Below are 13,703 nucleotides of genomic sequence, written 5' to 3' on the forward strand. Positions count from 1 at the left end.
TCATTTTTCACAACCCTCAGAGGGACCCCATGAGCGATATCGAAGCACGTGTCAAAAAAATCATTGCCGAACAACTCGGCGTTGAAGAGTCACAAGTCACCAATGAAAAAGCCTTCGTGGCCGATTTGGGTGCCGACTCCTTGGACACTGTGGAACTGGTGATGGCACTCGAAGACGAGTTCGGCATTGAAATTCCTGACGAAGACGCAGAAAAAATCACCACGGTGCAAGCTGCGATCGATTACGCCCAAAGCAAAAAGGCCTGATCGACGATGACCCGGCGCCGCGTTGTTGTCACGGGTTTGGGATGCGTCAGCCCCGTGGGCAACACGGTCGCTGATGCATGGACCAACCTGCTTGCCGGTCAATCCGGTATTGGTCCCATCACCCGCTTTGACGCTTCGGCCATGTCGTGCCGAATCGTGGGTGAAGTCAAAAATTTTGACCTTGAGTCCTACATCTCGGCCAAAGAAGCCAGGACCATGGACCGGTTTATTCACTACGGCATCGCCGCAGCAGCACAGGCCATCCAAGATGCCGGTCTGCCCGCTGGCGAAGCCTTGGATGAAGAAGCCGCCTGCCGTACGGGTGTGGTGATTGGTTCAGGCATTGGTGGCTTGCCATTGATCGAAGAAACCCACATCGAATATGTGTCGCGTGGTGCGCGTCGCATCTCCCCATTTTTTGTGCCGGCCTCGATCATCAACATGATCTCGGGTCATGTGTCCATGCGCCACGGCTTCAAAGGCCCTAATCTGGCCGTGGTCACGGCTTGCACCACCGGACTGCACAGCATTGGCGAAGCCGGTCGTCTGATCGAGTATGGCGATGCCGACGTGATGATCGCTGGTGGCTCCGAAGGCACTGTCTCGCCGTTGGGTGTGGGTGGCTTTGCAGCCATGCGCGCTTTGTCTACCCGCAATGAAGACCCTGCAGCTGCCTCACGCCCTTGGGACAAAGACCGCGATGGCTTTGTGCTGGGTGAAGGCGCCGGCGTGATGGTGCTCGAAGAGTACGAGCATGCCAAAGCCCGTGGTGCGAAAATTTACGCCGAGTTGGGTGGTTACGGCATGAGCGCCGACGCGGGTCACATGACTGCGCCCAGCATGGACGGCCCCCGTCGCGCCATGCTGAACGCCATGCGCAATGCGGGTGTCAATGCCGACCAAATCGACTACTTGAACGCACACGGCACCTCCACGCCGCTGGGTGATATCAATGAAACGAACGCCATCAAGGCGGCTTTGGGTGACCACGCCTACAAAACCGTGGTCAGCTCGACCAAGTCCATGACCGGTCACCTGCTCGGTGGCGCAGGTGGCATTGAGAGCGTGTTCACTGTGCTGGCATTGCACCATCAAAAAGTACCGCCTACGATCAATCTGCTCAATCCCGATCCTGAGTGCGATCTGGACTACTGCGCCAACACGGCTCGCGATATGAAAATCGATGTGGCCCTGAAAAACAACTTTGGTTTCGGTGGTACCAACGGTTCTTTGGTGTTCAAACGCATCTGACCTGAGACAAGACCATGCACAACGCCCCGCCTGTGGCTTTCCCGGTGGGGCGTTTTGTTTGGGGCCGCTGTATAGGGATGTCGGCTTTCGGACTGTCTGCTTTGGGATTGATCGCTTGGCAAATTCAAAGCCAAGTGACACCACTTCTGGTGTCCCTGGCATGGGGCATCTGGTTGTCGTGTGGGTTGGCTGCTGCGCTTTGGGCACCCCAACAACGCATTTCGGGGGGTAACTTGTTCTGGACGGGCGATGCTTGGTTTTGGCAAGCCGAGCAAGCCTTGTCAGGGCAATTTCAAGCTGTCCATTTGACGGTGGCATGGGATACGGGTGCGGGTCTTTTGTTGTGGGTTAACAGTGTGGACCATCAGGGCAAGGTAAAAGGACCCTTGATCAGTGCATGGCTACAAGCGGATGCGATGCCCTCAAAGTGGCATGGTTTTAGATGCGCTGTATATTCGCGCCCAAAGACCCATGCAATCCAAAATGAATTGGGGGTTGACCGCCACTAGCCCACCTTGAATCGGTCCTTTTCTTCCCCATCTGGTATTGAGTTGAATCCGCATTTAAAGACGACAAGGAGGCTTTCGTGAGCAAAAAAAATTGGACCCAAGCTGCGACAGCAGCTCTTTTGAGCGGTGCCTTGGTTTCAGGTTTGGTCTTCATCCCCTCGGCCGCTGCTTTGGCGCAATCCTCGGGAGCGTTGGTCAGGGGTTTGCCAGACTTCACCGAATTGGTCGAGCGCGTTGGCCCCTCAGTGGTGAACATTCGCACCCTTGAAAAAGCGCGAACCACTGCCCCCGCATCGGGCGGGGCCGATGAAGAAATGCAAGAGTTGTTTCGGCGCTTCTTTGGGGTGCCGATGCCCAACGCGCCAAGGCAAGCCCCCAGACCGAATCGACCCTCACCCTCACCTGAGGCTCAACCCCGAGGCGTGGGTTCAGGTTTCATCTTGAGTGCAGATGGTTTCATCATGACCAACGCGCATGTGGTCGAAGGCGCGGAGGAGGTCTTGGTCACGTTGCCCGATAAGCGTGAATTCAAGGCGCGCATTGTGGGTGCTGATAAAAGAACGGATGTGGCGGTTGTGAAAATCGAGGCTTCGGGCTTGCCGGCTGTGAAAGTGGGCGATGTCAGTCGCCTGCGAGTGGGTGAATGGGTCATGGCCATCGGTTCGCCTTTTGGTTTGGACAATACCGTCACCGCCGGCATCGTGAGTGCCAAGCAACGCGATACGGGAGACTTCTTGCCTTTCATTCAAACCGATGTCGCCATCAATCCCGGCAATTCGGGTGGACCATTGATCAACATGCGGGGCGAAGTGGTGGGCATCAACAGCCAAATCTACTCGCGTTCAGGTGGGTTCATGGGTATTTCTTTTGCCATTCCCATGGACGAGGCCACCCGTGTGAGTGACCAGTTGCGCTCGAAGGGTCGTGTCAGTCGCGGTCGAATCGGCGTTCAAATTGCGCCCGTGACCAAGGATGTGGCCGAATCGATAGGTTTGGGCAAAGCGCAAGGTGTTTTGGTCCGAGGCGTCGAAGAGGGTTCACCAGCAGAAAAAGCGGGTTTGGAGGCAGGCGACATCATCCTGCGCTTTGACGGCAAACCCATTGAGAAAACCGCCGATCTACCTCGCGCAGTGGGAAATACGCCGCCCGGCAACCGCGTGACACTGACCGTTTTCAGACGCGGCAGTAACCGCGATCTGTCTGTCACGGTGGCCGAGGTGGAACCTGAGAAAACAGCGGCTGTGGTGCCTGAGAAACAAACACCACCCGCCACGGTTGCGCATTTGGGCCTCACTTTGAGCGATTTGTCTGACGAACAGCGCAAAGAATCGCGTGTTCGTGCCGGTGTTCGCGTGGATGCTGCGCTCGATGCGGCAGCCCGGGCTGGAATTCGGGAGGGTGATTTGATCTTGGCTGTTGCCAATGCCGAGGTGCCATCGGTACAGGTCTTTGAGGCCTTGGTGGCCCGTTTGGACAAGACCAAACCCGTCAGCGTGTTGATTCGCAGGGGCAATGCGGCTGACTTTGTGACCATCCGTCCTGCACCCTGATGCAAGCCCATGCCCTTATAAAACCTGAAATCCCTATGGGTTTTAAGCTTGTAGGGTCTTTGTGATTTTTTTGGTTTTTTTGCGCTGCCTGAAAATTTTTTCAACGTGTGCGAACACTAACATTTTTCGTCGGTCATGACGAATTTGGCTAAAATCATGGGTCTTGAACGACGATTTATGGTGTCAGAAGCAGGCCTGGATTCACCATGCGATATTTCAAACAGGTGTCCACCGATGATCCACAGACAGCCCACAAGTTGTTCACTTTGAAGCTGGCTCTATTGTGGATAAGTTGTGTATAAATTCTGTGTTGCTTGTCTGCAACGACCTGCTGGACCCGAAGTTGGGGCTGTGCGAATGGGCCATTTTGCCTACAATGAGGTCCCAACTATCGCAGTTGCCATTGATTGTTGGTTCAGGGCGCGTCACCACCAGACGCGCCCTTTTTTCTTTTCCGGATCATTGATCCACTCCTATTTGCAGAACTTCGTTGATGAATCACATCAGAAATTTTTCGATCATTGCCCACATTGACCACGGCAAATCCACGCTGGCAGACCGCTTGATCCAACGCTGTGGCGGCTTGGAAGCCCGGGATATGGAAGCGCAGGTGCTGGACTCGATGGACATCGAGAAAGAGCGCGGCATCACGATCAAGGCGCAAACCGCCGCGCTGCAATACAAGGCCAAAGATGGTCAGGTCTACAACCTCAATTTGATTGATACCCCCGGCCATGTGGACTTCTCTTATGAAGTGTCGCGTTCGCTCTCGGCCTGCGAAGGTGCTTTGCTGGTGGTTGACGCCAGCCAAGGCGTGGAAGCCCAGACCGTGGCCAACTGTTACACCGCCCTGGACTTGGGTGTCGAGGTGGTGCCAGTGCTCAATAAAATGGATTTGCCCAACGCCGATCCAGACAACGCACGCAGCGAAGTCGAGGATGTGATCGGCATTGATGCCACCGATGCGATTCCCTGTTCGGCCAAGACCGGCATGGGCATCGAAGAAATCCTGGAAGCCGTGGTGGCCCGCATTCCTCCGCCTAAGGGCAACCCCGATGCGCCGCTGCGCGCGATGATCATCGACAGCTGGTTCGACAGTTATGTGGGTGTGGTGATGTTGGTGCGTGTGGTCGATGGTCAGCTGCTCAAAAACGAGCGCATCAAGATGATGGCCAGCAACGCGGTCTACGAAGCGGGCAGCCTGGGTGTATTCACCCCCGCCAACGAGCCGCGCCAGTCTTTGAGAGCGGGTGAAGTGGGTTACATCATTGCCGGCATCAAGGAGTTGCAAGCCGCCAAGGTGGGCGACACCGTGACGCTGGAAAAGAAGCTGCCTAACAATTTGGGGCCTGCTGCGGAGGCGCTGCCTGGCTTCAAGGAAATCCAGCCACAGGTCTTTGCTGGTTTGTACCCCACCGAGGCCAACCAATACGATGGACTGCGCGACGCACTTGAAAAGCTCAAGCTCAATGACGCATCCTTGCACTACGAACCTGAAGTCTCGCAAGCGCTGGGCTTTGGTTTCCGTTGTGGTTTCTTGGGTTTGTTGCACATGGAAATCGTGCAAGAGCGCTTGGAGCGTGAGTTTGACCAGGATCTGATCACCACTGCGCCCAGCGTGGTTTACCAAGTGGTCCAGCCAGGTGGCGAGGTCGTGTTGGTGGAAAACCCCTCCAAGATGCCCGACCAAGGTAAGTTGCAAGAAATCCGTGAGCCCATCGTCACGGTGCATTTGTACATGCCGCAAGACTATGTGGGCCCCGTCATGACGCTGGCCAACCAAAAACGTGGCGTGCAGCTCAATATGGCTTATCACGGTCGTCAGGTCATGCTGACCTACGAAATGCCGCTGGGCGAGATCGTTCTGGACTTCTTTGACAAGCTCAAATCTGTGAGCCGAGGTTATGCCTCGATGGATTACGAATTCAAAGAGTTCCGCGCATCCGATGTGGTCAAAGTTGACATTTTGCTCAATGGCGAGAAAGTCGATGCGCTTTCCATCATCGTGCACCGTTCGCAGTCTCAGTACCGGGGCCGGGCGGTGGTGGCTAAGATGCGCGAGATCATCAGCCGCCAAATGTTCGACGTGGCGATCCAGGCCGCGATTGGCGCCAACATCATTGCCCGGGAAAGCATCAAGGCCTTGCGCAAGAACGTTTTGGCCAAGTGCTACGGTGGCGACATTTCGCGCAAACGCAAACTGCTGGAAAAGCAAAAAGCCGGTAAAAAGCGCATGAAACAAATTGGTTCGGTTGAGGTGCCACAAGAGGCATTCTTGGCCATTTTGCAGGTGGAAGATTGATGCAGTTCATCACGTCTATGGTCTTGGCCGCTTTTGTTGGCTATGCCGGTTCTTGGTATCTGGGTTTCATCGAGGGCAACTTTGCGCTGTTGTTGCTGTTGGCTACCGTGGTCACCGGCATTTATTGGCTGGCCGAGCGCTTTTTCTTTTTGCCTCAGCGCCAAAAAGCGGTGTTGAAGCTTGAAGCCGAAACCGCCCAGCGCCGTGCCGAGTTGGCCAAAATGGGCATCGATAAAGTGGACACAGATATCCGCGAGTCCCGCGAGAAACTGCTCATGCAGCCTTGGTGGCTGGACTGGACAGCGGGCTTGTTCCCTGTGATTGTGGTGGTTTTTGTGCTGCGCTCTTTCTTATTTGAGCCTTTCAAGATTCCTTCCGGCTCCATGATTCCGACGCTGCACATCGGCGATCTGATATTGGTGAACAAATTTCATTACGGCATTCGCTTGCCAGTGGCCAACACCCAGTTGACCGAGGGCACGCCCGTGCAGCGCGGTGATGTGATGGTGTTCCGCTACCCTCCCAAGCCCAGTGTCGACTACATCAAGCGCGTGGTCGCACTTCCGGGCGATGAGGTGGCCTACATCAACAAAACGCTCAGCATCAACGGCCAACCTGTTCCGACCGAAGTCTTGCCCGATTTCTTTGATGAATCCACCATGCGTTATCACAAGCACCGCCGTGAAACCCTGGGTACCAAGACCTATCAGACCTTGCAAGACGATGACCGTCCTGCATTTGTCCCCGGGGCCGACCAGTTTCCTGGACGCGAAAACTGCAACTACACCGTCGAAGGCGTGACTTGCAAAGTGCCTGCAGGTCACTACTTCATGATGGGTGACAACCGCGACAACTCCTTAGACTCCCGTTACTTCGGCTTTGTGCCGGACGCCAACATCGTCGGCAAAGCCTTTTTTGTCTGGATGAACTTTGGCAATCTCAAGCGCATCGGCGCTTTCAATTGAGGTGAGCGTGAACACCTCAACGTCTGCCACCTTGTCCTTGTCAGAGTTGCAAACACGCTTGGGTTACGCATTCCGCCAAGCCAGTTTGTTGCAACAAGCGGTAACGCACCGCAGTTTCAGCGCTGACCACAATGAGCGCTTGGAGTTTTTGGGAGACTCCGTACTCAACCTGTCTGTGGCTCACTTGCTCTACACGCAACTGGCCAATTTGCCCGAAGGCGATTTGTCTCGGGTGCGGGCCAATTTGGTCAAGCAAGACACCTTGCACCAATTGGCTAAAACCTTGGATTTGCCTGCTGTGATGCGCTTGGGCGAGGGCGAGATGCGCTCGGGCGGTCAAGGTCGCCCCTCTATCTTGGCTGACGCGCTTGAGGCCATCATCGGTGCGGTCTACCTTGATGGTGGTTACGCAGCAGCCCAAGCCTTGATCGAGCGCCTGTTTGCCAAAGTTGACATCAAACCCGACATGCAGGCCGTGGGCAAAGATCCCAAGACCGAGCTTCAGGAGTGGTTGCAAGGGCGCAAACTGGCGTTGCCCAAATACACCGTGGTTGGCACTTCTGGCGCCGCCCACCGGCAGCAGTTCGAGGTTTCTTGCGAAGTGACCGAATTGCGCCAAACCCAACAAGGCTCGGGCGCATCGCGTCGCGCCGCCGAACAAGCAGCGGCCGCCGCCATGCTGCAGATCCTGAAATCCGAAAGCGCCGCATGAGCACCGACAAAAAAACGCCTGAAACTGAACGCACGCCGCAAGAGCAAACCATGCGCCGCCCCGTTCAAATCGCGGGTGTGACGATTCAGCCACGCTCATCCTCGGAGGACGCTTCTTTGGCGCCGGTTGCTGCCGCACCCGCGCCTGTGCCGGTGGAAGGTCAGCGCTGCGGCCTGGTGGCCATTGTGGGAAAACCCAACGTGGGCAAGTCCACTTTGCTCAACGCCTTGGTCGGTCAAAAGATCAGCATCACCTCGCGCAAGGCCCAAACCACGCGCCACCGCATCACCGGCATCCGCACCCAGGGCGCTGCCCAGTATGTGTTCGTGGACACACCGGGTTTCCAGACCATCCATGGCACCGCGCTCAACAAGTCGCTGAACAAAACCGTGGTCGGCGCGGTGAGCGATGTGGACCTGGTGCTGTTCGTGGTCGAGGCGGGCAGCTTCACCACGGCCGATGCCAAAGTGCTGGCGCTGCTCAAGCCCGGCATTCCAGTCTTGCTGGTGGCCAACAAACTGGACAACGTGCACCGCCGTGGCGACATCGCGCCCTGGCTGCAAAGCATGCAAGAGCGCCATGCCTTCACCGAGTTCGTGCCCATGTCGGCCAAGCAGCCTAAGGACATCGAGCGCCTATTGGGCATTTGCGAAAAATACCTGCCCGAGCAGCCCTGGTGGCATGCCGAAGACGAACTCACCGACCGCAGCGAGAAGTTCCTGGCCAGCGAAATGGTGCGCGAAAAGCTCTTTCGCCTGACGGGTGACGAGCTGCCTTACACCTCCACCGTGGTGATCGACAAGTTTGAGGAAGAGGCCGGTCGCACCGCCAAGCGCATGCTGCGCATTGCCGCCACCATCGTGGTCGAGCGTGAAGGCCACAAGGCCATGGTGATCGGCGACAAGGGCGAAAAGCTCAAGCGCATCGGCACCGAGACCCGCGTGGAGCTGGAAAAGCTGCTGGACGCCAAAGTCTTCATCGAGTTGTGGGTCAAAGTGCGTTCGGGTTGGGCCGACGACGAAGCCCGCGTGCGCAGCTTCGGTTACGAGTAATTCCACTGCCAATGGCCACCAAGCGGATCGCAGAGGAGCCAGCCTATGTGCTGCACCGCTACGACTGGAGCGAAACCAGCCTGATCCTCGAGGTCTTCACCCGCCAACATGGCCGGGTGGCTTTGGTGGCCAAAGGGGCCAAACGGCCCACGTCTGGCTTTCGCCCGGTGCTCTTGCCTTTGCAGCCTTTGTCGCTGGCTTTTGGTGGCGACGGCGACATCCGCACCCTCAAATCGGCCGAATGGGTGGGCGGCCACGTCATGCCCACGGGTGAGGCCTTGCTGTCCGGTTATTACCTCAATGAGCTGCTGATGCGCCTGACCGCGCGTGATGACCCGCACCCGCAGTTGTTTGAGGTGTATGCCGCGGCTGTGCGCCTGCTGGCCAGTGGCGACCCCGATGCCCTGCAATGGGCTTTGCGTGGCTTTGAGCTGCTGCTGCTCAAAGAAATGGGCTTGCTGCCCGCGCTGAACCTGCAGACCCTGACGCTCAAGCCTTTGTCGCCCACGGAGAGTTACGAGCTCGTGCCCGAAGCGGGCTTGCAGTGGGTGAGCGATGACCCGCGCCACGCCTTGCGTGGGGAACAGTGGCTGGCGCTGCATGCGGCGTTGGCATCCCCTAGCCCCTTGGCGGCTTTGCTGCGCGAATGCGCCGACCTGCTGGTGCAGCTTCAGCGCCCCTTGCGCCTCATGCTCAACTACCATTGCGGTGTAGGCGCTTTGCGCACCCGCCAAATGATGCTGGACTTGCAAACTTTATGAACTCCTCCATGCCCACATCTTCCCAACGCGTGGCCTTGTCGGTCAACGTCAACAAAGTTGCGCTGCTGCGCAACTCGCGCCACCTGGGCATCCCCAGCGTGGTTCGCGCAGCCCAGTTGTGTCTGCAAGCAGGCGCGCAAGGCATCACCATCCACCCCCGCCCCGATGAGCGCCACATCCGAGCCAGCGACGTGCCCGAGCTGCACGCGCTCATGCAGGCCTGGCCCGATCGCGAGTTCAACATCGAAGGCAACCCTTTTCACAACCTGATGGCGCATGTGCGTGCCGTGCGTCCACACCAGGTGACCTTTGTGCCCGACAGCGAAGGCCAGTTCACCAGCGACCACGGCTGGACCTTCCCGCAGGACGCCGAACGCCTGAAGCCCTTGATCGATGAGTGCAAGTCGCTGGGTGTTCGGGTGAGCCTGTTCATGGACCCAATGCCAGAGCAAATGGCCGCCGCCCGCGCCGTGGGGGCCGACCGGGTGGAGCTGTACACCGAGCCTTATGCCGCCGCCTTTGGCACGCCAGAGCAAAACCAGCAGCTGCAGCGTTATGCCGATGCAGCCGCAGCTGCCACGCAAGCGGGTCTGGGCATCAATGCAGGCCACGACCTCAACCGCGATAACCTGCCGGCCTTTGTGGCCGCTGTGAAAGGCTTGCAAGAAGTCTCCATTGGCCACGCCTTCATGGCCGACGCGCTGGAGCTGGGCTACACCGCCACGGTACAGGCTTATCTGGACTGCCTGAACACATGATCTACGGCATCGGCACCGACATCTGCGACATCCGCCGCATCCGGGCCAGCCTGGACAAGCATGGCGAGCGCTTTGCCGCCAAGGTGCTGACCGATGCAGAAATGGCCACCTGGAAGGCGCGCAGCGCCCGCTGGCCCGAGCGCGGTGTGCGTTACCTGGCCACACGTTTTTCGGCCAAAGAGGCGTTCAGCAAAGCGATTGGTCTGGGCATGCGCATGCCCATGACCTGGCGTCTGTGCGAGGTGGCCAAGCTGCCCAGCGGCCAGCCGGTCATCGTGCTGCACGGCGGCCTGAAAGACTGGTTCGAGGCCAAGGGTCTGAGCGCCCACATCACCGTGACCGACGAATCCGAATACGCCGCCAGCTTTTGCGTGGTCGAAACCCAAAGCCCCCCGCGCCCTTGATTTGCCGCGCTGGCACCCCACATGGAATGAACCACTCATGACACTTCACGCCCCCCTGATCCTGGACATTGCCGGCACCACACTCACCGACGTGGACCGGCGCCGCCTGGCCCACCCGCTGGTGGGCGGCATGATCCTGTTTGGCCGCAACTGGCAAAGCCGTGCGCAACTCACAGATTTGTGCGCAGACATCAAAAGCATCCGGGCCGACCTCTTGATCGCGGTGGACCACGAAGGGGGCAGGGTGCAACGCTTTCGCACCGACGGCTTCACCCACTTGCCAAGCATGCGGGCGCTGGGTGAACTCTGGGGCCAAGACGACAAGGGCCAACCCGGCACTGGGGTGCTCAAGGCCTGCGAGGCGGCCACCTCTGCCGGCTTTGTGCTGGCCAGCGAGCTGCGTACGTGTGGTGTGGACTTCAGCTTTACCCCGGTGCTCGATCTGGACTATGGCGAGAGTGGTGTCATTGGCGACCGCGCTTTTGCGCGTGACCCGCGTGTGGTGAGCCTGCTGGCCCGCAGCCTGATGCACGGCCTGCTGCAGGCGGGCATGGGCAATTGCGGCAAGCACTTTCCGGGTCACGGCGCCGTGAAGGCCGACTCGCATGTGGCGCTGCCGGTCGACAAGCGCAGCCTCAAGACCATCCTCGCCGACGACGCGCAGCCTTACCGTTGGCTAGGTAGCCTGCTCACGGCCGTGATGCCTGCCCATGTGATCTACAGCAAGGTGGACAGCCGCCCGGCGGGCTTTTCGCCGCGCTGGCTGCAAGACATCCTGCGCGCCCAGCTCGGCTTTCAGGGCGTGGTCTGCACCGACGACCTGTCGATGGCCGCCGCACGCCAGCTGGAGGGGCACACCCTCAGCTATACCCAGGCCGTCATCACCGCGCTGCACGCGGGCTGTGACCTGGCCCTGCTGTGCAACCGCTCGGCGGTGAACGACGGTGCAGAGCTGAACGAAGTCCTCGATCAGCTGGCCGAAGCCCAACTCAAGGGCCACTGGATACCCAGCGAGATCAGCGAAGAGCGGCGCCTGAACCTCTTGCCCCGATCTCCCGCTCGCCCCTGGGACGAGCTGGTGCGCTCGGCCGACTACATGCAGGCGCTCGATCGCCTGCCTTGACCTGAACAGGACCCTTGGATGAACTGGATCGCCAAAATTTTCATGGGCCTGATCGGGCTCGCGCTTCTGGTTGCCTTGCTCTTTGGCCTGGCCTGTTACATCGTTTATGCCACGGTGCGTTGGTTGCTGACCGGCCGCAAGCCCCAGGTGGTGCTGGTCTGGCAACAGTTCAGTGCCATGCGCCAGAACTTCAGGCAAGGCGGCTTTCGTGCCGGAACATCTCAGGGCTTTGAAGGTCCCAAGGGACGTCAAAGCGCCCACGATGACCGGGTGGTGGATGTGGAGGTGCGCGAGGTGGTGGAAGATGCGCCGCGATTGCCCACGGACCGACGCCTCTGAGCGGGTCTTTCCAATTAAAAACCCGGCCTAGGCCGGGTTTGTTGTTAAAGGTCTTTACGCCTGCACGTGCCGCAGGGCAGGGAAGAGGATCACATCCCGGATGCTGGCGCTGTCGGTCAGCAGCATCATCAGGCGGTCAATGCCGATGCCGCAGCCGCCGGCAGGGGGCATGCCGTATTCCAGGGCACGCACAAAGTCGTGGTCGTAGTACATGGCTTCATCGTCGCCGTCGTCTTTGGCGGCCACTTGGGCCTGAAAGCGAGCAGCCTGGTCTTCGGCATCGTTCAATTCTGAAAAGCCATTGCCGAACTCGCGGCCGGTGATGTAGAGCTCAAAACGCTCGGTCACTTCAGGGCGGGTGTCGTTGGCACGGGCCAGCGGGCTGATCTCGGTGGGGTGATCCATGATGAAGGTGGGCTCCCAGAGCTTGTCTTCCACGGTTTCTTCAAAGTAAAACACCTGCAGGCTGGCCAAGCTGCGGCTGGACAGCTTGTCCTTGGCTTCACTCATGCCCAGCTTTTTCAGGGCATTGATCAGCCACTCGGCGTTGTCCACCCGTGCGCCTGTGCCGGTTTCACATACTTCACCGGCTTCGGTGTGTTTGACGATGGCTTCGCGGATGGTCATTCGGGCGAAAGGCTTGTTCAGGTCGACCGGTTTGCCGTTGTAGCTCAAGTCCAAGGTGCCCGCAGCGGTCATGGCCGCGTCGCGGATCAGGCTTTCGGTAAAACCCATCAGGTCCTGGTAGTTCCAGTACGCCGCGTAGAACTCCATCATGGTGAACTCGGGGTTGTGGCGTACCGAGATGCCTTCGTTGCGGAAGTTGCGGTTGATCTCGAACACCCGCTCAAAGCCACCCACCAGCAAGCGCTTGAGGTACAACTCTGGCGCGATGCGCAAAAACATCTCTTGGTCCAGCGCGTTGTGATGCGTCACAAACGGCTTGGCGTTGGCGCCACCGGGGATGGGGTGCAGCATGGGCGTTTCGACTTCGAGGAAGCCGTGCTGGACCATGAACTCGCGGATGCCGCTCACGGCCTTGCTGCGGGCCGCAAAGCGCTTGCGGGCGCTTTCGTCGGTCATCAGGTCCACATAGCGCTGGCGGTACTTGACTTCCTGGTCGGCCACGCCGTGGAACTTGTCAGGCATGGGGCGCAGGCTCTTGGTGAGCATGCGGATGCTGGTGGCGTGGATCGACAGCTCGCCTGTGCGGGTTTTGAACAGGTGGCCTTCCACACCCACAATGTCGCCCAGGTCCCAGTGCTTGAACAGGGCGTACAGGTCTTCACCCACGTCGTCACGGGTCACATAGACCTGAATGCGGCCCGAGGCGTCTTGCAGTGTGGCAAAGCTGGCCTTGCCCATCACGCGCTTGAGCATCATGCGGCCAGCCACCTTGGCCATGGTTTTGGCCACGCCTTCGCCGTTCAGGGTCTCGGCGTCTTTGTCGCCATGCGCCTGGTGCAGGTTGGCGGCGTGGTGCTCGGGCTTGAAGTCGTTGGGGAATGCCACACCCTTGCCATCGGTTTGCGCTTGGCGCATGGCTTTGAGTTTCTCGCGGCGCTCAGCGATCAGCTGGTTTTCATCTTGGGGGGCTGGTGCGGCTGCGGCGGTGGCGTTCGTATCGGACATGGCGGGCGGTGGTTGGGCTCAGGACGGGTTTGAGCCTAGATTGCGAATAAAGAGAAAGTGAGGCTGCGCAAGAGCGCAA

13 protein-coding genes are annotated in these 13,703 nt (G+C 58.8%); 12 read left to right on the forward strand and 1 reads right to left on the reverse strand.

All coding sequences use genetic code 11. The annotated features are described in order from the left end of the window. The first annotated feature begins 29 nt into the window (after window positions 1-29). From acpP to Q1M54_RS03270, 12 genes are all read left to right on the forward strand, one after another. Window positions 30-266: an acyl carrier protein gene (acpP, locus tag Q1M54_RS03215; RefSeq protein WP_019427049.1), complete on the forward strand. Its 237-nt coding sequence runs from the start codon at window positions 30-32 to the stop codon at window positions 264-266. Between the two features lie 6 nt (window positions 267-272). Beyond that, a complete protein-coding gene (gene fabF, locus Q1M54_RS03220; protein ID WP_300553806.1) occupies window positions 273-1,517 on the forward strand; it encodes a beta-ketoacyl-ACP synthase II in 1,245 nt (414 codons plus the stop codon). A 586-nt stretch (window positions 1,518-2,103) separates the two neighbouring features. After that, window positions 2,104-3,576 (forward strand): DegQ family serine endoprotease, encoded by a 1,473-nt coding sequence (locus Q1M54_RS03225; protein ID WP_300553808.1) that lies wholly within the window; start codon window positions 2,104-2,106, stop codon window positions 3,574-3,576. 493 nt (window positions 3,577-4,069) lie between these two features. Then, window positions 4,070-5,878: a translation elongation factor 4 gene (gene lepA, locus Q1M54_RS03230; protein WP_300553810.1), complete on the forward strand. Its 1,809-nt coding sequence runs from the start codon at window positions 4,070-4,072 to the stop codon at window positions 5,876-5,878. Then, complete coding sequence (gene lepB / locus Q1M54_RS03235; protein ID WP_300553812.1) at window positions 5,878-6,843, forward strand: signal peptidase I; 966 nt, start codon at window positions 5,878-5,880, stop codon at window positions 6,841-6,843. Before lepA ends, lepB begins: the two co-directional genes overlap by 1 nt. A gap of 1 nt (window position 6,844) precedes the next feature. Next, window positions 6,845-7,555: a ribonuclease III gene (rnc, locus tag Q1M54_RS03240; protein WP_300553815.1), complete on the forward strand. Its 711-nt coding sequence runs from the start codon at window positions 6,845-6,847 to the stop codon at window positions 7,553-7,555. Further along, window positions 7,552-8,607, forward strand: a complete 1,056-nt coding sequence (gene era, locus Q1M54_RS03245) for a GTPase Era (RefSeq protein ID WP_300553818.1) — start codon at window positions 7,552-7,554, stop codon at window positions 8,605-8,607. The genes rnc and era overlap by 4 nt, the downstream gene beginning before the upstream one ends. Window positions 8,608-8,618: 11 nt before the next feature. Then, window positions 8,619-9,368, forward strand: coding sequence for a DNA repair protein RecO (gene recO / locus Q1M54_RS03250; RefSeq protein WP_300553821.1), 750 nt, complete (start codon window positions 8,619-8,621; stop codon window positions 9,366-9,368). Then, the gene (locus tag Q1M54_RS03255) at window positions 9,365-10,126 is read left to right on the forward strand and encodes a pyridoxine 5'-phosphate synthase (protein WP_300553824.1); all 762 of its coding nucleotides are present in this window, start codon (window positions 9,365-9,367) and stop codon (window positions 10,124-10,126) included. The genes recO and Q1M54_RS03255 overlap by 4 nt, the downstream gene beginning before the upstream one ends. Further along, on the forward strand, window positions 10,123-10,530 hold the full coding sequence (gene acpS, locus Q1M54_RS03260; protein WP_300553826.1) for a holo-ACP synthase: 408 nt from the start codon (window positions 10,123-10,125) through the stop codon (window positions 10,528-10,530). Before Q1M54_RS03255 ends, acpS begins: the two co-directional genes overlap by 4 nt. 37 nt (window positions 10,531-10,567) lie before the next feature. Beyond that, window positions 10,568-11,653, forward strand: coding sequence for a beta-N-acetylhexosaminidase (nagZ, locus tag Q1M54_RS03265; RefSeq protein ID WP_300553828.1), 1,086 nt, complete (start codon window positions 10,568-10,570; stop codon window positions 11,651-11,653). A gap of 18 nt (window positions 11,654-11,671) precedes the next feature. Further along, complete coding sequence (locus Q1M54_RS03270; RefSeq protein WP_300553830.1) at window positions 11,672-11,992, forward strand: hypothetical protein; 321 nt, start codon at window positions 11,672-11,674, stop codon at window positions 11,990-11,992. 54 nt (window positions 11,993-12,046) lie between these two features. On the opposite strand, the gene lysS is transcribed toward Q1M54_RS03270, so the two are convergent. Beyond that, window positions 12,047-13,624 carry a lysine--tRNA ligase gene (lysS, locus tag Q1M54_RS03275; RefSeq protein ID WP_300553832.1) on the reverse strand — a complete coding sequence of 526 codons (1,578 nt, stop codon included), beginning with the start codon at window positions 13,622-13,624 and terminating at the stop codon, window positions 12,047-12,049. Window positions 13,625-13,703 lie beyond the last annotated feature (79 nt).

It is taken from the genome of Limnohabitans sp. Rim8, assembly GCF_943326455.1.
Lineage (GTDB): Bacteria > Pseudomonadota > Gammaproteobacteria > Burkholderiales > Burkholderiaceae_C > Limnohabitans_A.